We start from the raw sequence: 21,102 nt of genomic DNA on the forward strand, positions 1-21,102 counted from the left end.
CCTGCGCTTCAGGCTGCGGCGGAACTGGTTGCAACCGGGGCTGCCGTTGCGGACTCCAGTTCTTCCTCGTGGGCATCGAACTCGCGCCCCGGCAGCAGCAGATTCAGGCCCACGGCCACCAGCGCACCCACGGTAATACCCGAGCCGAACACCTCGCGCACAAAGGCAGGCATCTTGGAGAGCAGATCGGGGCGCACCGTCACGGCCAGGCCGCAGCCCAGCGAGACTGCAATGATCAGGCCGCTGCGACGCGTCTGCTCTGCACCGCTGAGCATGCGGATGCCCGCCAGGATGATCATGGCAAACATCATCAGGCCCGCACCGCCGAGCACTGGCTGGGGAATCGTCACTACCAGCGCTCCCAGCACCGGAAACAGTCCGGCCAGCAGCAGCATCACGCCGGTCAGCATCACCACATGGCGGCTGGCCACGCCCGTGAGCGAGACCACGCCCACGTTCTGCGCGAAGGTGGAAACCGGCGGGCTCGACATCACGGCGGCAAAGGCCGAACCCACGCCGTCGCACAGCATGCCGCTGGCCAGGCGCTTGCCGCGGATCGGCGTCCGCGTTGCCGCCCCCAGGGCCATGAAAGTGCCCGTGGTCTCGACAATGGTCACGAGAAAGGCGATGGACATGGCAACGATGCCCGATACCGGAAAGCTCATGCCGAAATGCAGCGGCTGCGGAATCGCGAAGATCGGCGCCTCGCGCACCTGGGTGAAGTCGATCAGACCCAGGGCCAGGCACAGCAGATAGCCGCAGGCAATGCCCAGCACCACGGCCGATGCCGAGATCACGCCCTTGCCCCATTGCACAAAGCCGATCACCAGCGCCAGCACAAAGCCCGCAATCGCCAGATTGCCCACGGCGCCGTAGCTGCCGCTGCCCACACCGCCTGCGGCCCAGTCCACGGCGACGGGCGTGAGCGACAGCCCGATCATGGTCACAACCACGCTGGTCACGGTATGCGGAAAGAAGCGACGGATCACCGGCATGAAAAAGCTGCCGACGATCATCACCAGCGAGCCCACGAGCGAAGAGCCCAGGATGCCGGGCACACCATGCTCCAGTCCCACGCTGATGCCCGCACCAACAAAGGCGAAACTGGTACCCATCACGCAGGGCAGGCGTATGCCGACAGGTCCCACGCCACGGCACTGGATGATGGTGACGACGCCCGAGCCCAGCAAAGCCGCATTGACCAGGGCCACGATCTGGTCGGCCGGCAGCTTGAGCGCGCCGCCGAACACCAGCGGCACGGCGATGATGCCGCCCAGCGCGGCGAGCAGATGCTGCAGCGAAAGCAGCGTGGTGGTGATGAGGCTGGGCGGACGGTCTTCCACCCCGTAAAGCAGCTTTTCCATGGTCTTGTCTCCTGTTTTTTAGGTATGCAATCGCCGGGGAATAGGCTTCCCCGCGAAGGCCACAAGACTAAGCACGCAACCGGGAGCTCTCATATGCCGTTGCCGATACAGCCCATGCGCGGCGCCGTATAGCTTGTCCAGCATCGAGAAAGAATTTCTGGCACTCCAAGTCACCTGACACCAGTCCCGAGCCCACTTTTCTTCCAGTGCCACAAAGGCTTGGAATCTCTCTCACACCGATGTCCAGCCATCGCAATGGACCAGCGATGACCGTCACCGAAAAGTCTCAATGTCCTGCTGCGGCTCGCTCGAACAGGCTGCGCGCGAGATTGCGGTGCTGGCCCAGCACCACGGGCAGGTCGGCGGTCAGCAGACGCCCGTCCTCGACCACCACACGCCCGTTGATGACGCTGCTGGACACATTGGCCGGCGTGCAGAACACCAGCGCTGCCACGGGGTCGTGGCCAGCACCCGCATAGCCAACGTCTTCCATGTCGAAGGCCACGAAGTCGGCAGACATGCCGGGAGCCAGTGCGCCGATGTCGTCGCGGTTGAGCACGCGCGCACCGCCCAGCGTGGCGATCTCCAGCGCCTCTCGGGCACTCATGGCCGCCGGGCCGTAGCCCACGCGCTGCAGCAGCATGGCCTGGCGCGCCTCGCCCAGCATGTGGGCACCGTCGTTCGATGCACTGCCGTCCACACCCAGGGCCACGGACACGCCGGCATCGCGCATGCTGCGGATGGGTGCGATGCCCGATGCCAGGCGCATGTTGGAGCATGGACAGTGCGCCACACCGGTGCCGGTGCGCGCAAACAGCGCAATGCCTTCGGGATCGAGCTTGACGCAATGCGCATGCCAGACGTCGCGCCCCACCCAGCCCAGGTCCTCGGCGTATTGCGCCGGGGTCAGGCCGAACTTCTCGCGCGAGAAGGCCACGTCGTTGTCGTTCTCGGCCAGATGGGTGTGCAGCGAGACACCGTGCGCACGCGCAAGCACCGCCGATTCGCGCATCAGATCGCGCGTCACCGAGAACGGCGAACATGGGGCCAGAACCACGCGCAGCATGGAGTGACGCGAGCCGTCGTGGTATTGCTGGATCAGGCGCAGGCTGTCGCGCAAGATGGCCTCTTCCTCCTCCACCACCACATCGGGCGGCAGGCCGCCCTTGCTGCGGCCCAGGCTCATGGAGCCGCGCGCGGCGTGAAAGCGCATACCCATCTGCTGCGCAGCCACAATGGAATCGTCCAGGCGCGAGCCATTGGGAAACAGGTACAGATGGTCGCTGGTCGTGGTGCAGCCCGACAGCATGAGCTCGGCCATGGCGGTCTGGGTCGAGACATGGATCATCTCGGGCGTCAGGTGCGACCACAGCATGTAGAGGTTCTGCAGCCACGAGAACAGCTCGGCATCCTGAGCGGCCGGCACGGCACGCGTCAGGCTCTGGTACATGTGATGGTGAGTGTTGACCAGGCCCGGCGTCACGACCTTGCCGCGCATGTCCAGCACGCGCGCCTGGCCCTCGTCGGCCATGCGGCGGTATTGCGCTGGCAACTCGGCCGTTGCGCCCACCCACAGCAGGGCCGGGCCGTCCGCCACCAGCGCACCGTCCTTGATCTCGCGGCGTTGCGCATCCATGGTGACCAGTACGTCGGCATTCAGGGCAATCAGGGTCATGGGTTTCTTCCTCTCTAAACAAGAAGCGCAAGTCTAGAGAGGCACCCAAGCGCGCGATAGCGCTGAATTCAGCCAAGCATGTCCACAAAATGTGGACAGTGAATCAGTGTTTTCTGGCGTAGAGCCGCGCCAGCGCGGATTCGATGCTTGCCGCCATGAGCTCGGCAGCCGCGCTCAGCTCGGCCCCCTTGCGCACGAACAGCATCAGGGTCTGGCGCTGCAGATGTGCGTCGCGCAGAGGCACGAAGCTCAGCGAGCCGCGATCCAGCTCCTCCAGCACATCCAGAGCGTTGAGCAAGGCAATGCCCTCGCCCAGCATGACCAGGCGCTGTATCAAGGCCATGGAGGTGGACTCGGCCACCGGCGTCACCTCGATGGCACTGCGCGCGAAGGCTTCGTTGAGCAGACTGCGTATGGTCAGGGCCGGTGCAGGCAGAATCAGCGGATGACCCACGCATTCGCTGAGCAGCAGCGACGAATGATGGGCCAGCGGGTGCTTGATAGGCAGGACGGCTCCAATCTGCCATTCGCTGGCCGCCAGCATGCGCAAACCGGGTCTGGGCGCCAGATCGTAGGCAAGACCCAGATCCACCTCCCCGGCTTCCACGGCAGACACAATGGCCTGCGTAGGCAAGTCGATGACACGCACGACCATCCCCGGGTGGCTGCTGCGAAAGTCATGCACCAGCGATGGCAGCAAGGAGCCCGCCAGACCCGACGTCGCCGCCACAGTGATCTCGCCACGCCGCATGCCCTTGAAGTCGGCAATGCGCTCGCGCAGCGCTGCATGTTCGCGCAAGGTGCTTCGCACATGGGTCAGCACCATCTCACCCAGAGGCGTAAGACGCAGGCGGTTGTGGATGCGGTCGAACAGCGGCGCTCCCAGTTCGGCCTCCAGATCGAGAATCTGCCGGTTCACGGCCGTAGGAGCCACATGCAGGTGCTCGGCCGCCTTGCGGATGGAGCCGCGGCGAACCACTTCATCGAGATAGCGCAAAACTCTGGCGTGCATGCGCGCAGCCTACAGGGTTTGACTGGGCGCGCAAAGCGCCGGCACAGCACCTAGTTCTGGCGCAGCCTGTCCACCTCGGTGTGCAAGTCCTTGGCCCAGGCGCGGCGGTCGCGCCCTTGTGCGCTCTGCGCCTCGCCATAGTGCACCACGGCAATCAGCTGCTCCGAACAAAGCACGCGCCAGATGGAGCCCAGCAAGGTCTCGTCCCCGACATAGGTCGCAGCATAGCTGGTGCTGCCTGTCTTGCCATCGACAAAGCGCAGCCCCACGGGCTGTACCGGCGCATCGCATTGCACGGCGGCTTCGAGCAGATTGGAGTGAAACGAGAGCAGGCTGCGTCCATCGCCCGTCGTCCCTTCAGGAAAGACGGCAAGGATTTCGCCGCGCTTGAAGGCCTCTTCCATGGCTCCCACCATGCGCACCGCATCGCGGCGCGAGCTGCGCTGGATGTAGAGCGTGCCTGCAGCCGTCGCCAGCGTGCCGATGATGGGCCAGCCCTTGACGTCGGATTTGGAGATGAAGCGGCAATGGCGCGCCGCGTGGAGCAGCGGAATATCGAGCCAGGAGATATGGTTGCTGACCATGAGTACCGGCCCCTGGGCCGGTGGTTGCCCCTTGACCTGCAGTTGCACCCCGGCCCGCAGCAGCAGCGTTGCAGCCCAGGCCTGCACATGCTCGTGCTGCTGCAGGTAGTGCAGCTGCGGAAAGCGAAACGCCACGATCCAGGCGCCCTTGGCCACATGGGCCAGCAGACGCAGTCCGCGCCATACCGCACGCGAGCCGGTTTTGATTTTGTGCAAGCCGTTTGCCATGATTCTCAAACAGTGTAGCGGCTCGTTGTGACTCAGTTGCTGCAACTTGAAACCGGCAAGCGCCTAAGACTGGCGCAATGCAAAGTCAGAGGCACCTAGGAAGCGCCGCCGCGCACCGAGGGTGTCGTCCCCCTCCCGATGCAACGCATCGAGAGAGGGGGAAGCGGCAAAGCCGCTCAGGGGGAGCCTATCGTTGATAAGCGACAGCGCCGTCAACGATAGTCGTTACCACGCGCGCAGGCAGCTCATAGCCGTTGAATGGCGTGCTCTTGCCCTGGCTTTGCAGCGCCTTGGGATCGACCGTCCACTCCGCCTCGGGGTCGACGATGCACAGATCTGCCACGCCGCCCACCTTGAGCTGCCCCAGCAGGGACTGCTGCTCGCCCAGGGCGCTACCCAGCACGGCCACGGGAGCCGAAGTCACGACAGCCAGTGCGCGGTTCAGCGGCACCTTGTAGTCGCGGCTCCACTTCACGGCAATGGACAGCAGCAGCTCCACGCCGGTCGCACCGGGTTCGGCTTCGGCAAAAGGCAGCACCTTGGCGTCTTCGTCCACTGGGCAGTGATCGGAAACCAGCGCATCGATGGTGCCGTCAGCCAGCGCGGCAGACAGCGCATCGCGATCGCGCTGCTGGCGCAGCACGGGCACCACACGGGCACTGCTGTCGAAGTAGCCGATATCGTTCTCGGTCAGCAGCAGCGAGTTGATGGACACGTCGGCGGTCACATTCAGGCCTTCGGCCTTGGCTCGGCGCACCAGCTCCACGCCGGCGGCGCTGGAGATGCGGCACAGGTGAACCCGGGTCTGCGAGCCACGGATCAGCTCGAAGATGGTGTGCAACGCAATCGTCTCTGCCGCCACGGACACCCCGGCCAGACCCATGCGGGTGGCCAGCGCGCCGCTGGCGGCAACGCCCCTGCCCAGATCCTTGTCCTGCGGGCGCAGCCACACGGCATAGCCAAAGGTGTTGGCGTAGCTCAGTGCACGGCTCAGCGTGGTGATGCTGGACAGCGGCACATCCGCCTGGCCGAAGGCCACGCAGCCGGACTCGGTCAGCTCGGCCATCTCGGTCAGCGTTTCACCCTTGAGTCCCACGGTCAGCGCGCCCATGGGGAACAGACGCGACTTGTGCTGCTTCTCGGCACGGAACTTGAGCATTTCCAACAGGCCCTGCTCGTCGAGCACGGGCTCGGTATCGGGCGGGCAGACCAGGCTGGTCACGCCACCGGCCACGGCAGCCGCCATCTCGGACTGCAGCATGCCTTCATGCTCGTGACCGGGCTCGCGCAGGCGCACGGCCAGGTCCACCAGACCAGGCAGCACCCACTGGCCGGAGGCGTCGATTTCACGCTCGGCCACAAAACCATCGGGCACCGTGCCGATGGCGGCGATCACGCTGCCATCGATGGCGATATTGGCCTGCTGGTCGAAACCTCGTGCCGGGTCCATCACCCGGCCATTGCGAATCAGAATCTTCATGGTTTGGCACCAAATTGGCTTCCAGCCCTTGCCACACAAGCGCTAAAAGCTATAAAAATATCTCTAAAAACCGTCACCACCAGCAACTGCAGTTTGCTTCGTCGACTTTCGCATGGGACACCAAGCTAGGGCCGCCCCGACGCGAGGGTGTCGTCCCCCTCCCGCATCGCGAGAGAGGGGGAAGCGGCGCAGCCGCTCAGGGGGTGTTCAAGCCTCATTCCCCGCGACGATCGACATGACAGCCATGCGCACGGCGATACCGAAGGTCACCTGAGACAGGATCACGGCCTGCGGGCCGTCCACCACGGCGGAGTCGATCTCCACACCGCGGTTGATGGGGCCGGGGTGCATGACGATGGCATCGGGCTTGGCCAGTTCCAGGCGCTTTTCGGTCAGGCCGAAGCTCTTGAAGTATTCCTGGCTCGAAGGCAGCAGCGCGCCACTCATGCGCTCGTTCTGCAGACGCAGCATGATGATGACGTCGCAGTCCTTGATGCCTTCCTCCAGATTGTGGAAGACGCGTACGCCCATGCTGGCCATGTCCGAGGGCACCAGGGTACGCGGGCCGACCACGCGCACCTCGGCAGCGCCGAGTGTGGTCAGGGCGTGGATGTCCGAGCGCGCCACGCGCGAATGCAGCACGTCGCCCACGATGGCCACGCGCAGATTGGAGAAGTCCTGCTTGTAGTGGCGGATGGTGTACATGTCCAGCAGGCCCTGTGTGGGGTGGGCATGGCGACCGTCGCCGGCATTGACCACATGCACATGGGGCGCCACATGTTTGGCGATCAGATAGGGAGCCCCCGACTCGCTGTGGCGCACGACAAAGATGTCGGCCGCCATGGCCGAGAGGTTGTCGATGGTGTCCAGCAGGGTCTCGCCCTTGCTGGCCGAGCTGCGCGCGATGTCCAGGTTGAACACGTCGGCCGACAGGCGCTTGGCCGCAATCTCGAAGGTGGTGCGGGTGCGCGTGCTGTTCTCGAAGAACAGATTGAACACGCTCTTGCCGCGCAGCAGAGGCACCTTCTTGACTTCACGGTCGTTGACGCTGACGAAGTTGCTGGCCGTGTCGAGAATCTGGGTCAGGATGTCCTTGGACAGGCCTTCGGTGGAGAGCAGGTGGATCAGCTCGCCGTTCTTGTTGAGTTGGGGGTTGCGCTTGTACAGCACGATCAGGCCTCTTGAATGCGGAAGTGGAAAACACCGCCCTCGTCGCGCGCCAGCGCCAGGGAACGGTCGGCCGGCAGCGCCACGCGCGCTGCGGCAAAGTCGGCCTGGATGGGCAGCTCGCGCCCTCCCCGGTCCACCAGGACGGCCAGTCGCACGCTGGCGGGACGGCCGTAGTCATAGAGTTCGTTGAGCACGGCGCGCACGGTGCGGCCGGTGTAGAGCACATCGTCGAGCACCAGCACATCGGCGCCGTTCACATCGAAGGCGATCTGGGTCTGGGCGCTGGAAGCCATGCCGCGCTGGGCAAAATCGTCGCGGTGCAGCGAGGAGGACAGCACGCTGGGCTTGCCCTTGAGGTTCAGATCCTTGTGCAGGCGCTCGACCAGCCAGGCACCGCCCGAGGTGATGCCCGCCAGACGGGTATTGGGGCCCATGATGCGCTGCACGCCGCGCAGCAGCTCGCTATACAGGGCTTCGGCGTCCAGGATCAGGCTGCCTTGTCCCGGCTGGTTTCCTGCAATGGTTTCACTCATGGGAGACTCCTCAAAAACTGTTCAAGAATGATGCAGGCCGAAGCCGCGTCGGCGTCGCGTGCGCCACCCGCCAGGGCTTCGGTCGTGCTGTAGCGTTCGTCCACCTCGTACACCGGCAGCTTGAAGCGACTTCTGAGCTGGCGGCCGAATTTCAGGGCCCGGGCCGTGTTCTCGTGCGCCGCACCATCGGGGTGGTAGGGCACGCCTATCACCAGGGCATTGGGCTGCCACTCGCGGATCAGCTTTTCCACCGCGGCCAGGCGTGCATCCGCCGCTTCGGCCTTGATGGTGGGCAGCGGGTTGGCTCCGCCCAGCACGCGGTTGCCCGAGGCGCATCCCGTGCGCTTGATGCCGAAGTCAAAGCCCAGGAACTGCTGGAAATGGGCCGGCACCTCGGGCTTTTGCGGTGCGGGTGCCGCTGCAGGCTTGGCAGCCGCATTTTCGGCCGAGGAAAAAGTCGAGGAAAAGGCCGCATCGGCGGCCTTGTTGGAAGAGGAAATATCGTTCATGCGCGACCCGACTCTGGGGACAACATCCAGCGCTGCAGACCCAGCAGGCCCAAAGCGCGGTCATAGCGCTCGTCCACCGGGGTGCTGAAGATCACCTCGGGGTCGGCTTCCACGGTCAGCCAGGCGTTCTCGCCGATTTCGGATTCGAGCTGGCCTTCATCCCAGGAGGAATAGCCCAGCGTGACCAGCACGCGCCTGGGGCCGGCACCGTCAGACAGGGCTTCGAGCACATCCTTGGACGTGGTCATCTCCAGACCGCCTGGAATGGTCATGGTCGAGGCATAGGCCGATTCGTTCTCGGGTGCGCCTTCGATGACCATGGGCTCATGCAGCACAAAGCCGCGATCGGTCTGCACCGGGCCACCGGTAAAGACCTGCTGATCGCGCAAATCATCGCGCTTGAGACCCAAATCCACTTTTTGCAGCAGGCCTTGCAGGCTGAGCTTGGAGGGCTTGTTGATAATCAGACCGAGCGCGCCACGCTCGCTATGCTCGCACAGGTAGACAACGCTGCGCGAAAACGACTCATCTTCCAGGCCGGGCATGGCAATCAGGAAGTGGTGCGTCAAGTTGATAGGCGCAGATTCTGCAGACATGCAGCGATTTTAATGGCGATCCATGACTCCTTCTTACCCTGTGGGCTTGATCTGGCTGCGGCGCGACCTGCGTCTGGCCGATAACGCGGCCCTGTATCACGCATTGCAGCAATGTGAAGAGCTGTATTGCGTCTTTGTCTTCGACGACAGCATTCTTGCCGCCCTGCCCCGCGCCGACCGCCGCGTGGAATTCATCTGCCAGAGCCTGACCGAGCTGGATGCGGCCCTGCGCGAGACCGCGGGACGTCCGCAGACAGGGCTGATCACGCGGCGCGGCCTGCCCCAGGACCTCATCCCTGCCCTGGCCCGGCAGCTGGGCGCGGGCGCCGTCTTCTGCAACGACGACGACGAACCTGCGGCCATCGCCCGCGACGCCCAGGTGGCGCGCAGCCTCAAGAGCCAGGGGCAGTTGCTGCTGCGCTTCAAGGACCACCGCATCTTTGCGCGCGACGAGGTGCTGACCCAGAGCCTGTCGCCGTTTTCGGTCTTCACGCCCTACAAGAACGCCTGGCTGCGAAAGATCACGCCGTTCTATCTCTCGGCCTACCCCAGCGAGCGCAATCTAGCGAGCAAGCTGGCCGATCTGCCGGACACCGAGCGCTGCCCGATTCCCACGGCCGCCGAGCTAGGCTTTGCCCCGGACACGCTGGCCGGCCTGCGCCTGCCCACCGGCGTCAGCGGCGCACGCCAGCTGCTGGCCGATTTTCTGCCGCGCCTGCCGCAGTACAAGACGGCGCGCGACTTCCCGGCCCTCAAGGGGCCCAGCTATCTCAGCGTACATCTGCGCTTTGGCACCGTGTCGATACGCGAGCTGGCCCGCCTCGCCCATGAGGCGGCGCACAATGAGGACTGGTCTGCCGCGGCGCGCGAAGGGGCGGCCACCTGGCTCAGCGAGCTGATCTGGCGCGACTTCTACTTCCAGATCCTGGCCCACCAGCCCTATGTCGTGGAACGCAGCTTCAAGCCGGCGTATGACGCCATCGAATGGGAGACGGGAGCCGAAGCCGACACCCTCTTCGCCGCCTGGTGCGAGGGCCGCACCGGCTACCCGCTGGTCGATGCCGCCATGCGCCAGCTCAATTCCAGCGGCTATATGCACAACCGGCTGCGCATGGTCACGGCCAGCTTTCTGGTCAAGGACCTGGGCCTGGACTGGCGCCGGGGCGAAGCCTATTTCGCCGAAAAGCTCAATGACTTCGATCTGGCGGCCAATAACGGCGGCTGGCAATGGGCGGCCTCCACGGGCTGCGATGCCCAGCCCTGGTTCCGTATCTTCAACCCGGTGACCCAGAGCGAGAAGTTCGATCCGGACGGCAAGTTCATCGTGCGCTACGTCCCCGAGCTGACGCCCTTGCCGGCCAAACTGCGGCATGCCCCCTGGCTGGCCAAGCCGCTGGAACTGGCCGAAGCAGGCATCACACTGGGGCGCGACTATCCCTTGCCCGTCGTGGATCATGCGGCGGCGCGGGAGAAAACCCTGGCGCGCTACGGAATCCTCAAGAAAGAAGCTTGAGCTTTCCTGGCTCCAGGCCCTGTGGAGGTCCATATCCCCGAGTGCCTGGCTGCCAACCGTCCAATAGGCTGTCACTCAAAAAAAGAAGCGGCTTGCGCACGTTCTTCATACATTTCAGATCAATATCAGTCTGAAATGCAATCCAGATCGGCGCAAGCCGCTTTGTTATAAGGAGCAAACCTTATTCGACAGCCACTCCCGGCTCCTCGACCGCAAGCCCGTTGAGCGGGCTGCGCTCAGGCGCGGGGCCGCTGCGCTGCAAAGCGTAATGCTGGATCAGCCCCAGCAGTTCCTCATCGGAATAGGGCTTGCCCAGATAGTGATTGGCTCCCAGGTCGCGGGCCATTTCGCGATGCTTCTGGGCAATGCGCGAAGTGATCATGACCACCGGCATGCCTTCGAGCGTCTGATCGGCGCGGATATTGCGCAACAGGTCGAAGCCGTCCATGCGCGGCATTTCGATGTCCGACAGCACCAGGGTCGGGCGCTCGTCCTGCAGACGCTCCATGGCTTGCAGGCCGTCAGCGGCCAGCGTGACACGGTAGCCTTCGCGCTGCAGCAGACGCTGGGTGACGCGGCGCACGGTGATGGAGTCATCCACCACCAGCACCAGTGGCACCGTGGTCTGCGCAGCTTCGGCGCCCAGCAGATCGGCACCGCCTGAGAGAGCCTGCAGTTCGCCATCGACTGCGGCCTGCTCGGCCCTGGCCAGCATGGCACGCACCTGCTCGCCATGGACGTTGGCCAGCGCCACCGGGTTGTAGATCTGCACCACGGCCCCCGAGGGCAGCACGGACATGCCGGTAAGGCCTGGCAGACGCGACAACTGCGGGCCCAGGTTCTTGATCACCACTTCCTGGTTGCCCAGCACTTCGTCCACATGCAGCGCCACACGCTGCGAGGCACTGCGCACAATCACCACGGGGCGCGTGCGACCGAGGTTTTCCTCGCTACGCAGCGAGGTTTGCCACAGCGCGCCGGCCCAATAGAAAGGCATGACTTCGCTGCCGTCCTGGAACTCCTGCTTGCGGTAGCTTTCCTCCAGCACATCGACGGACACGCGGCGCACGATTTCCACCAGGTTGGCGGGCACGCCCATGGACACGGCGCCCATGCGCAGCATCACCACCTGGGTCACGGCCGTGGTCAACGGCACAACCAGACGGAAGGCGCTGCCGCGGCCTGGCTCGGTATGGGTTTCGATACGACCGCCCAGAGCATTCACTTCGGAACGCACCACATCCATGCCGATGCCGCGGCCGGCAACACCTGTCACCTCGGCGGCCGTGCTGAAGCCCGGCTCGAAGATCAGGCGCCCCGCATCTTCCAGCGTCATGGGACGCTCGTCGGTCCACAGCTTGAGGCTGATGGCCTTGGCGCGAATCCGCTCCAGGTCCAGACCGGCCCCGTCGTCTTCCACGGACAGTGCCACGTCGTTGCGCTCCTGACTCAGCACAATCTCGATGGTGCCGACAGCCGGCTTGCCCAGCTCCTGGCGCCGCTCGGGCGACTCGATGCCGTGAGCCACGCAGTTGCGCAGCAGATGCTCGAAGGCCGGCATCATGCGCTCCAGCATGCCTCGGTCCATTTCGATGGTGCCGCCCAGGATGTTCAGGCGCACCTGCTTGCCCATTTCCTTGGACGTCTGGCGCACCACGGCGTACAGACGCTCGGCAAAGGAGTCGAACTCCACCATGCGCGTGCGCAGCAGATCTCGCTGCAGATCACGTGCCTGCCGGCCCTGGGCCACCAGATCGTCTTCGGCAGCGGCCAGATCCCGCTGCAGATTGCGCTGCACGGTGGCCACGTCGTTGACCGATTCGGCCATCATGCGCGTGAGTTCCTGCACGCGGGTGAAGCGGTCGAACTCCAGCGGATCGAAACCGGCTGCCGTGTCCTTGGACAGGGCCAGACGCGACTGCATCTGACTTTCGGCCTGCACCTCGATGTCGCGCAGCTGCATGCGCAGGCGCTCCAGGTTGCCCGTCAAATCATTGAGCGCCGAACGCGCCTGCGACAGCCGCGCATCGACACGCGAGCGGGCAATCAGCACTTCACCGGTCTGGGAAATCAAGCGGTCCAGCAACTGCGCCCGCACACGCACGGTCTGCTGCGACGCAGGACGCGGCACCACCGGCGCCGGCAGCTCAATGGCCTGCTCAAAATCTGCGGCAGTCTTTTCTCCGGCTTGAGCATCCGCTGCTTGCTCTACAGCAGACTCCGCTGCACTCAGATGCAGAGGCGCCTGAGCAAGAAGATCGTCCAGTTGAGCCAGCGGCTGCTCGGGCTCCTGCTCACCGGCCATGCGCAGCACATCGAAGCTGGCTTGCAAAGCGTCAAAGCTGCTCAGCAGCGGCTCGATCGCTTCGGCTGCGGGACGCTCCTGGTCAATACGCTCCACCGCCGACTCCAGGCGGTGGGCCATCTCACCCATGCGCATGGCGCCCGCCAGGCGGGCACTGCCCTTGATGGTGTGCAAAGCGCGCAGAGCTTCGTTGCGAGCCTCATCCAGCGTCGGGCGCCCATGCCAGCGGCGCAGTGCAGCACCGAGCTTGGGCAGCAGGTCGATGGCCTCTTCCTCGAAAATGGGAAACAGGTCGGCATCGACCTGATCGAGCACATCGATATCGTCTTCATCGTCACCGGCATGCACCGCCAGCGCGATGGCTTCATCGATGCGGCGCTGCAGTTCGGCCTCATGCTCCACGCTGCCTGCGGCCGGCACCATGGAATACGGTGCCTGATCTGCGGCTTTTCCCACGGCATCCAGCAACGGGTCGGCTGCCGATGCTCCCGCGTCTTCCTCGGCCACATCCTTGAGTCCATCACCCGCAAGCTCGGGCAAGGCCCTATCCTGCGAAAGCTCTGCAGCAAAGTCCAGCGGCAAGTCCTTGGGATCTGCAGGCGGCTGCAGCGCCTGCACCTCGGGCCACTCGGCCTCATCCAGCTCTGCCAGATCGGACAACTCAAGATCGGCAGTTTCAGCTGCTGCACCGGCATCGATCGGAGTATTCAGGATTTCACGCAGCGCGTCTTCGACAGCGGGTAAAGCGTCCTTGAGGAAGCCTGCCGCAAACTGATGCAGCAAGCGGCGCACTTCATCGGATGCGGTCACGCATTGCTGCATCTGCAGCGCGCCTGCATAGCCCTGAGGCTGGAGATGCAGCAGTGCATGCTCGAGCAAACGCGCCAGCTCCGACAAGGCCTTGAAGCCCACGGTGCCGGAGCTGCCTGCCAGGGAATGCGCCAGCGCGATCGCGTCGTCGGGAATGACGGCAGCCGGCTCTTGCGACCACTGCTGCAACACCTCACCCAGTCGCTCTGACCACTCGTCTGCTTCGTTGAGATAGACGTTGTACAGCGCTGCGCTGATGCGCAGCCCGTCTATATTGCGATAGCCGTCGTCCGGCTCACCTGTCTGTTCGGTCTGTTCGGTCTGTTCGAGCACCGGCTCAATCGCCGAGACTTCGGGCTCCGGCAGCTGAGCGGGTTCTTCGGCCACGACGGGATCGGGCATGCCATCCAGCAAGGCTTCAATGGCCTCCAGCTCGATCGCAGCCTCTGCAGACGGCAGCTCGAGCGCCATCTCCACAGCGGCCGGCACCCCGGTAGCTGCGTCCATGGCGGGGGGCTCCACGGCAGTCTGCATGTCTATGGCAGCCTGCTCGCTTTCACGCATGGCCGCTTCGAAGGCGGCAAAATCCAGCTCCTGCACCTCTTCTGCCGCAGTGATTTCCTGCAGCGAAGGCTGAACCTCCCCGGCGCCCTCTTCTATCCACTCGGGCTCTGCCGCCGATTCCAGAGCTGGCAGCGCGGACACGTCAAGCGCATCGGGTGCCTGAAGCTGATGCAGCAGATCGTCAGGAATATCCAGTTCCGGCAAGGCAAAGTCGGCTGCTGCCGCCTCCAGCTCAGCCACCGGCTCCTGATCTGGCTGCGCAGACAGCTCTTCTTGCGGGAACTCCAGCTCCGGCATCGCAAATACGGGCTCTGCGGCCACGGTCTGTGGCTCCAGTGGCCACTGCGGCTCGGCGATCGGCTCGGGCGCTACAGGCAACTCCAGCACGGGTGCATCCGCGGCGGCGGCCGCCTCGGCCGTCTCCATGCGCTGGGCGCGCTCGCCGCGACGCGGAACCAGGGCCACCTCGGCACGCTCGCCCTGCAGACGCATGGCGTCTGCAGCGGCACGGAAGGCCGTGGCCGACCAGTTCTGCGCCTGCTGGTTCTCGATATCCTGTGCCCAGACGGCAAAGGCCTTCAGGGCATCCTGAGCCAGCTGCTGCATGGCCTGCGGCATGGGCCGCTGCTCTGCCAGCCATGCATTGAGCATCTGCTCCATGGCCCAGCCGGCTTCACCAAACTCATCCAGCCCCACCATGCGCGAGCTGCCTTTGAGCGTGTGGAACGCACGGCGCAGCGTGGTCTGCTCGCTCAGATTGCCGGGCTCGTCCGCCAAAGCCTTGAGGGCCTGCAAGCCGTTATCCACGACTTCGCGGGCTTCTTCCAGAAAGATGGACAGAAGCTCATCGTCGCCGTCCAGATCTACAGTGTTCAGTTCGGCTGCCGGCACCGTAGCAGCCGCAGGCACGCCCGCAGTAGCTGCGACTACCGCAGCCAGATCCCGAGCGACATCCGCCTCGTCAGTTGCCTGCTTGCCCGATTGCATGCCCGCAAACACCTGAGCCATGGCATCTGCCAGGGCATCGGAACCCACGCCGGCCGACTCTGCCACGGCTGGTGCGGGTGCTGCCTCAAACTCGGGCAAGGCACCTGGCTCGGTCACTGCCCACGGCGGGGTGTCCTCGTCCTCGATGTGCCTGACTTGCAGCTGCTCTGGCTGCGCCACAGCAACGGGAACTGGTCTCACTTCGACAGGCGGTGGCGGTGCGGCGACCGAGGGCTCCACTGCCGAAGCAGCAATCACGGCAGCCGACGCGACCGAAGTCTGTCCAGAAGACGGTACGCCATCCATGGGAATATCCACGGTGGGACGGAAGGCTTCGGGGCCGCGACTGCGGCTATGACCCATGACGATGCGCAGTTCGTCCTTTTCCTCGTCATAGACGAACAGCTTGCGCGCCATATTGCGCTGGTAGCTGAGCATGTCGATGAGAAATCCCATGGCGCCGAGACTGCTGCCCAGCTTCTCGAAGATGCGAGGCTGATTCTCGACCGTCACCTCACCGAGCATCAGGTGCTCGACGGTGTCACGCATGCGCTGCATGGCGGTCGCAGCCTGCTCGAATCCCAGCACCGACAGCACACCACGCATTTGCGCCATCTGGCCCGGTACCGAGGCCAGCACCGAGGTGTCCGCGGGATTGCGAAAGAACAGATCCAGCTGCTTCTCTGCCTCGCCAAGGGTGATGCGCAGCTCTCCAACCACCGATCCCATGGTCTGCTGGTCGCTGGCCTGACGGTAGAGCTCCTCCATCCAGATTTCCAGCGGCTCGGACTGCGCGCCATGCAAAGCCGCATCCAGACGCTGGACCAGCACGCTGGACTGGGCGGCCTGTATTTCGTCGTCATGCCCGGCGGTCATGAAGCTGGCCTGCAGATACAGCACCGCAGTCGCCACCTCCATGGCCAGCTCGGCTGGTGGCGGCTCGCCGATGCGCTCCACCGTCTCCGCCACACGAATCAGCGCGCGCGCCAGCCCGTGGCTGACAGGCTGCAGCTTGACCAGCGACTCGGACACCAGCCCGAACTGCTCGGCCATGGATCTGATCTTGCTGCGGTCGCCGCCGGCGACCGCTGACCAGGTCTCGGCGGCGGCCGCAATGCGCTTGCGCGCCTGCACCAGCACCGAGGGATCGAAGCGGCCATAGCGCGCCACGTGGTAGTCCACCACCGGCATCTGCTCCATGGCATAGGCCTCGTGTACGGCCTTCAGACTCTCACCGGCCTGCTCGCGTGGCTTGGCCTGCGCGCAAAAGAACATCAGGTCCTGCAGCAGGCGTGCGGGTGGCAGGCTGTCGCCCTTGGCCATGCTGGCGTACTGCATGAGCACGCGCGAAGCCATGCGCTTGACGTAGATATCGGCAGTGATGAGTCCACGTGCCATGCCGTCGAAGAAGGCCGCAGCAATCTTCCAGAAACTGCGCGCCGCCACATCTTCGGACTGAGCTGCCGCAAAGCGCCGGCAAAGCTCGCACATCTGGGCTGCCGCCTCGCGGTCGTCGCTTTTGACCATGCGCAGCACCACGCCGTCCAGCATGGCACGTGCATGTGGACCATAGGCCAGCGGCTCCGGCATGGTCCCGGTCCAGCGGGGCTCGCGTGCACGGCGCTCGGCAGGCCATAGGTCAGCCGGGTGGGCCTTGTCATTGCCGGCCAGCACCTGGGTCTCACGGTACTGAGGGAACAGGGCTACGGCCGAGACCTGCTGACCGGCCAGAACGGCCTCCAGGAATTCCATCAGCGCAAAGTGCGTGCGCTCCAGCGTGGTCGCGGCTTCCTGCGTGCAGTATTCGGGACGCTGTACAAAGCGGTTGACCGCAGCTTCCATGCTGCGCAGCACCTGAGCCGGGGCGGTGACCCCCACCATCTCCAGAGCGCCGCAGGCCTGATGCAGCTGCTGGCGTGCAATGCGCAGTGCAGATGTATCCAACTCCTCTAGATCAGACAAACGGGCCGCATCCGCATCGCGCATGAAACGGCTCACAGCCTTGGTCGCAGCCTCCAGCGACTTGCGCACTTCATCGAGCACCCAGGCCAGCGGGCCCAGATCCTGCTCTGCAGTTGCAGACATGGCTGTACGTATTGGCGAGTCGTCAACCACTGACATGCTCTAGTTCCTTAACCCTCAAGGGTTGTGCATTTTTATGAGAGAAAGAGCCAGTCAAATCAGGCAATCTTGAATCGGGAAACAGACTGACGCAGCTCTTCAGCCATGTGGGAGAGCTCTCGCACCTGCTGCGCAGTGGTGCGGGTTCCCTCACCGGTTTGCTCGGTCACTGCAAAAATGTGCTGAATGTTTTCCGCCACGCCGTTGGCCATATTGGCTTCACGTGATGTGGAGTTGGAAATCTGCTCGATCAGCTCGGCCAGTCGGCGCGACACGCTGTCGATTTCAGACAGTGCAGTACCAGCAGAGTCGGACAGACGAGCCCCTTCCACCACGCCCTGGGTAGAGCGCTCCATGGCGGCCACCGCATCCTGGGTGTCGGTCTGAATGGCCTTCACCAGCGCGGCAATCTGTCGCGTGGCGTCTGCGGAACGTTCGGCAAGGCGCTGCACTTCTTCCGCCACCACCGAGAAGCCGCGACCTGCTTCACCTGCAGACGCAGCCTGAATGGCGGCGTTCAATGCGAGCACGTTGGTCTGCTCGGTAATGTCCGAAATCAGTTCGGTAATTTCACCGATCTCCTGGGACGACTCACCGAGACGCTTGATTCGCTTGGAGGTATCCTGAATCTGGTCGCGGATGGAGTTCATACCGCCAATGGCGTTCTGCACCGCCTTGAGACCCGAGTCCGCAGCCTGCAGCGATTGACGGGCCACCTGGGCCGATTCCTGCGCCTGAGCCGAGACATTGTTGATACGGCCGGCCATGTCCAGAATCGACTTGCCGGTTTCGCGAATTTCATGCAGCTGCTCGTTCGATGCAGCCAGCAGTTCGGTCGAGGTGACGTCCACCTGCTCGGTGGTCTGGGCCACGCGGGTCACGGTGTTCTGCACCGATCCCACCAGAGCGCGCAGCTCTTCCACCGTGTAGTTCACCGAGTCGGCAATCGCGCCCGTGATGTCCTCGGTCACGGTGGCTTCCTGCGTCAGATCGCCCTCGGCCACCGATTGCAACTCGTTCATCAAACGCAAAATAGCCGCCTGGTTGGCGTCGTTGATGCGCTTGGCTTCCTGCTCCTGCAAACGGGCATCAACCTGGTGACGCTCGGCTTCCTGCTGGCGCGCCCGGCTGTCCAGCAGTTGCACGCGCGAGATGCCGATACCGCTCAGAACCGCGGTCAAAATGGCGATGGCCAGCAGCGCCAGCTGCAGCATGCTGGCCCCGCCCAGCCCCTGCAGCGCCGTCTGCAACTGCTCCAGCTGCTGACGCAGCGGTTCGCTGTCATTGTTGATGCTGGTCTGCGCTTCCCGAGCCGACACCAGCCCTTGCAGATTGCCCAGAATGGCACTGGCCTGGGTACGCGTATCGTCGTATTGCTTGATCAGCGTCTCCAGCTGTTCACGCACCTGAGGATCACGTGCAGCCGACAGCCGCATTTCAGCGCTGCCGTTGAGCAGACCTTCGGAGATTTCCTTGAAGGAATTCAAGTCCTTGCCCAGCAGGAAAACGGCCTCGGGACTCACGCCCTCCAGGGTCTGGAATTCGTTGGCAGACTTGGCAATACGCTGAGTCAACATCACCAGCTGACCGGCAGCAGAGATCTCGGCTGCGCCAGCGCCTTGCTGCAGCTTCAGCGAAGAAATGGTTTCCGCGGTTTCCAGCAGATCGGAGGACTGACGGTTGATGGTGCGCAGCGCGTCGCCCACTTGAGTCAGAGTCTTTTGCTGTCCGAGAATCAGCCCGGCGCTCTTTTCCGCTCGCTCCATCAGGGTGCTGATGGAGCTGAGCTCGTCCTGCAAACCACCACCCAGCGCGTTCACGCCCAGATCGGAATCGCCGGCAGCCAACGCTCGCACGTTACGCGCCAAAACACCGGCGCTGTCCTTGACGTCGGCAAACGCAGGAGCGGCTCCCGTCATGGCAATGGAGACCGACTTGGCCAGACGTTGCGACTGCATCAATGCCTGGCCGGTCGCCGCCAGTTGCTGGTTGGAGTTGCCTGCTTCGCGCAGCATCCATGCCGACAGCACCACCAGCACCAGCACCGAGCCACCCAGCAAGGTAAACAAGGTGCGCTGATGCTTGGCAGTCGTGGCCGTACCAAGAATAGGCAGGCTCACCAGTTCGTCCGCGCGGCTGGCCTCCTCGACGCCGAAGACGGAAGGGGCCCCCTGCACGCTATTGAGCGATCCGTCGTACATATCCTGTACGACCGTATCTCCCATCATGCCGCTATCACCACTGACGGTAGCCGCGATGGGCTTGCGTCGGAACAACTGATTTATTTTCTGTGCAAAGGACATAGCGCTGTATCCAGGAACCTCAAGCACGAATGCTCAAAAATTTGGCGGTTTGAGACAGGGACTGCAATTTCAGCTCCTGCCAGCGGCGGCCGCTCGCATCGATATGGACGGCTCCGAAGAAACTCGGGGAACGCTCAGGCGCAGGCTCGGCCTTGGAAAACGCGTCTGCGGCACGCAGGCCCAGCAGACGATCGGCCAGCAGGGCCGCGTTGACCTCCAAGGCAGGGTTGAAGGCCAGCAGGCTGCAGTCCATCAGTTCCTGCTCATTGCGGACACTTCCATGCCCCAGCAATTGAGCCAGGTCCACCACCCCCATCAAAGCACCGCGCAGATTGGCGATGCCCAGAAACCAGGCCTGTGTGTATGGGACGGGCTGAACGCCGGTCCAGGGAAAGATTTCTCCTGCCTGATTCAGCGGCAGCAAATAATCCCGCCCGCCAGCCTGCACTGCCAGCCAGGTAGCAACGCTGACGCCTTCGCTGCGTGCTGCCTGCAGGCGCCCGGCCAGACGGGATTGAAGATCTCGGAGGGCTTCACGGTTCGCCATAAGCAGCGCGGCTCGTTATAGCGCTGCGATCTTGGCTTGGAGCTCGGCGGCATCCACGGGCTTGGTGATATAGCCACGTGCGCCCTGACGCATGCCCCAGACCCGGTCGGTTTCCTGATTCTTGCTGGTGCACATGATGATGGGCACATCGGCATACAGGGGATCGCGAGAAATGGCGCGGGTCAGCTGAAAGCCGTTCTGTCCAGGCATGACCACATCCATCAGGATCAGGTCGGGTTTGTCTTCGGCCAGGCGCTTCATGGCTTCCTCGCCATTTTCCGCGGTACGCACCTGCATGCCCTGCTTTTGCAAAATATCGCTCAGAGCCATCAGCTCCGTCTTGGAATCGTCAACGACCAGAACTTTTTGAATTGTCATCATGCAGCTCCCACATCTGCAGCTTGCAGCGCGAATTGTTGTACGGCTTGCAGCAATTGATCTTTGGTAAACGGTTTGGTCAGATAGTCCTGGCAGCCCACCATGCGACCGCGAGCCTTGTCGAATACACCGTCCTTGGATGACAGCATCACGACGGGCGTATTGGCAAAGCGAGCATTGCGCTTGATGATGGCGCAGGTCTGATAGCCATCGAGTTTGGGCATCAGAATGTCGCAGAAGATGAGCTGGGGCTGGTAGTCATTGACCTTGGACAGGGCATCGAAGCCATCGTCGGCAAGAAGAACTTCGTGACCACCTTGCTTGAGGAAAATTTCAGCGCTGCGGCGGATGGTGTTGCTGTCATCCACGACCAGAACGCGCAAAGGCGCACCAGATGCTGTCACGGTGAAATTCCTCCCAATT

Annotated in this window: 15 protein-coding genes; 1 reads left to right on the forward strand and 14 read right to left on the reverse strand. The window is 63.7% G+C overall.

From position 1 onward, the window contains the following. Positions 1-8: 8 nt before the first annotated feature. The 9 genes from Cth01_RS04790 to Cth01_RS04830 form a co-directional block, all read right to left on the reverse strand. On the reverse strand, positions 9-1,364 hold the full coding sequence (locus tag Cth01_RS04790) for a uracil-xanthine permease family protein (protein WP_034353916.1): 1,356 nt from the start codon (positions 1,362-1,364) through the stop codon (positions 9-11). Between the two features lie 286 nt (positions 1,365-1,650). Next, entirely contained in the window at positions 1,651-3,039 is a 1,389-nt protein-coding gene (locus Cth01_RS04795) for an 8-oxoguanine deaminase (RefSeq protein WP_034353920.1), read from the reverse strand. 103 nt (positions 3,040-3,142) lie between these two features. Further along, positions 3,143-4,051 (reverse strand): LysR family transcriptional regulator, encoded by a 909-nt coding sequence (locus Cth01_RS04800; protein ID WP_045838635.1) that lies wholly within the window; start codon positions 4,049-4,051, stop codon positions 3,143-3,145. Between the two features lie 50 nt (positions 4,052-4,101). Continuing rightward, the gene (locus tag Cth01_RS04805; RefSeq protein ID WP_045838636.1) at positions 4,102-4,863 is read right to left on the reverse strand and encodes a lysophospholipid acyltransferase family protein; all 762 of its coding nucleotides are present in this window, start codon (positions 4,861-4,863) and stop codon (positions 4,102-4,104) included. Positions 4,864-5,050: 187 nt separating this feature from the next. Beyond that, a complete protein-coding gene (locus Cth01_RS04810) occupies positions 5,051-6,343 on the reverse strand; it encodes a dihydroorotase (protein ID WP_045838637.1) in 1,293 nt (430 codons plus the stop codon). Between the two features lie 207 nt (positions 6,344-6,550). Next, entirely contained in the window at positions 6,551-7,513 is a 963-nt protein-coding gene (locus Cth01_RS04815; RefSeq protein ID WP_003051536.1) for an aspartate carbamoyltransferase catalytic subunit, read from the reverse strand. Positions 7,514-7,515: 2 nt separating this feature from the next. Next, complete coding sequence (gene pyrR, locus Cth01_RS04820; protein ID WP_003071172.1) at positions 7,516-8,046, reverse strand: bifunctional pyr operon transcriptional regulator/uracil phosphoribosyltransferase PyrR; 531 nt, start codon at positions 8,044-8,046, stop codon at positions 7,516-7,518. Continuing rightward, positions 8,043-8,555: a Holliday junction resolvase RuvX gene (gene ruvX, locus Cth01_RS04825; RefSeq protein WP_034353930.1), complete on the reverse strand. Its 513-nt coding sequence runs from the start codon at positions 8,553-8,555 to the stop codon at positions 8,043-8,045. Before ruvX ends, pyrR begins: the two co-directional genes overlap by 4 nt. Next, positions 8,552-9,151 carry a YqgE/AlgH family protein gene (locus Cth01_RS04830; RefSeq protein ID WP_003071169.1) on the reverse strand — a complete coding sequence of 200 codons (600 nt, stop codon included), beginning with the start codon at positions 9,149-9,151 and terminating at the stop codon, positions 8,552-8,554. Before Cth01_RS04830 ends, ruvX begins: the two co-directional genes overlap by 4 nt. A 22-nt stretch (positions 9,152-9,173) precedes the next feature. Between Cth01_RS04830 and Cth01_RS04835 the strand changes: the two genes are divergently transcribed. Further along, positions 9,174-10,664: a cryptochrome/photolyase family protein gene (locus Cth01_RS04835; RefSeq protein ID WP_045838638.1), complete on the forward strand. Its 1,491-nt coding sequence runs from the start codon at positions 9,174-9,176 to the stop codon at positions 10,662-10,664. A gap of 181 nt (positions 10,665-10,845) precedes the next feature. Here Cth01_RS04835 and Cth01_RS04840 read toward each other — a convergent pair whose 3' ends face one another. The 5 genes from Cth01_RS04840 to Cth01_RS04860 are packed head-to-tail and all read right to left on the reverse strand — an operon-like array spanning position 10,846 to position 21,083. After that, entirely contained in the window at positions 10,846-17,451 is a 6,606-nt protein-coding gene (locus tag Cth01_RS04840) for a hybrid sensor histidine kinase/response regulator (RefSeq protein WP_045838639.1), read from the reverse strand. 59 nt (positions 17,452-17,510) lie between these two features. After that, the gene (locus Cth01_RS04845) at positions 17,511-19,754 is read right to left on the reverse strand and encodes a methyl-accepting chemotaxis protein (protein WP_045838640.1); all 2,244 of its coding nucleotides are present in this window, start codon (positions 19,752-19,754) and stop codon (positions 17,511-17,513) included. 19 nt (positions 19,755-19,773) lie between these two features. Beyond that, the gene (locus Cth01_RS04850) at positions 19,774-20,301 is read right to left on the reverse strand and encodes a chemotaxis protein CheW (protein ID WP_034353942.1); all 528 of its coding nucleotides are present in this window, start codon (positions 20,299-20,301) and stop codon (positions 19,774-19,776) included. 15 nt (positions 20,302-20,316) lie between these two features. Beyond that, positions 20,317-20,679 carry a response regulator gene (locus tag Cth01_RS04855; protein ID WP_003071159.1) on the reverse strand — a complete coding sequence of 121 codons (363 nt, stop codon included), beginning with the start codon at positions 20,677-20,679 and terminating at the stop codon, positions 20,317-20,319. Then, a complete protein-coding gene (locus Cth01_RS04860) occupies positions 20,679-21,083 on the reverse strand; it encodes a response regulator (protein ID WP_003071158.1) in 405 nt (134 codons plus the stop codon). The genes Cth01_RS04855 and Cth01_RS04860 overlap by 1 nt, the downstream gene beginning before the upstream one ends. Positions 21,084-21,102: the final 19 nt, after the last annotated feature.

This window comes from Comamonas thiooxydans, assembly GCF_000964545.1.
GTDB lineage: Bacteria > Pseudomonadota > Gammaproteobacteria > Burkholderiales > Burkholderiaceae_C > Comamonas > Comamonas thiooxydans.

Bases quoted from the DNA above. Each gene is read 5' to 3' on its own strand.
- Cth01_RS04790 (WP_034353916.1), bottom strand. From the start codon at position 1,364: ATGGAAAAGCTGCTTTACGGGGTGGAAGACCGTCCGCCCAGCCTCATC.
- Cth01_RS04795 (WP_034353920.1), bottom strand. From the start codon at position 3,039: ATGACCCTGATTGCCCTGAATGCCGACGTACTGGTCACCATGGATGCG.
- Cth01_RS04800 (WP_045838635.1), bottom strand. From the start codon at position 4,051: ATGCACGCCAGAGTTTTGCGCTATCTCGATGAAGTGGTTCGCCGCGGC.
- Cth01_RS04805 (WP_045838636.1), bottom strand. From the start codon at position 4,863: ATGGCAAACGGCTTGCACAAAATCAAAACCGGCTCGCGTGCGGTATGG.
- Cth01_RS04810 (WP_045838637.1), bottom strand. From the start codon at position 6,343: ATGAAGATTCTGATTCGCAATGGCCGGGTGATGGACCCGGCACGAGGT.
- pyrR (WP_003071172.1), bottom strand. From the start codon at position 8,046: ATGAGTGAAACCATTGCAGGAAACCAGCCGGGACAAGGCAGCCTGATC.
- ruvX (WP_034353930.1), bottom strand. From the start codon at position 8,555: ATGAACGATATTTCCTCTTCCAACAAGGCCGCCGATGCGGCCTTTTCC.
- Cth01_RS04830 (WP_003071169.1), bottom strand. From the start codon at position 9,151: ATGTCTGCAGAATCTGCGCCTATCAACTTGACGCACCACTTCCTGATT.
- Cth01_RS04835 (WP_045838638.1), top strand. From the start codon at position 9,174: ATGACTCCTTCTTACCCTGTGGGCTTGATCTGGCTGCGGCGCGACCTG.
- Cth01_RS04840 (WP_045838639.1), bottom strand. From the start codon at position 17,451: ATGTCAGTGGTTGACGACTCGCCAATACGTACAGCCATGTCTGCAACT.
- Cth01_RS04845 (WP_045838640.1), bottom strand. From the start codon at position 19,754: ATGTCCTTTGCACAGAAAATAAATCAGTTGTTCCGACGCAAGCCCATC.
- Cth01_RS04850 (WP_034353942.1), bottom strand. From the start codon at position 20,301: ATGGCGAACCGTGAAGCCCTCCGAGATCTTCAATCCCGTCTGGCCGGG.
- Cth01_RS04855 (WP_003071159.1), bottom strand. From the start codon at position 20,679: ATGACAATTCAAAAAGTTCTGGTCGTTGACGATTCCAAGACGGAGCTG.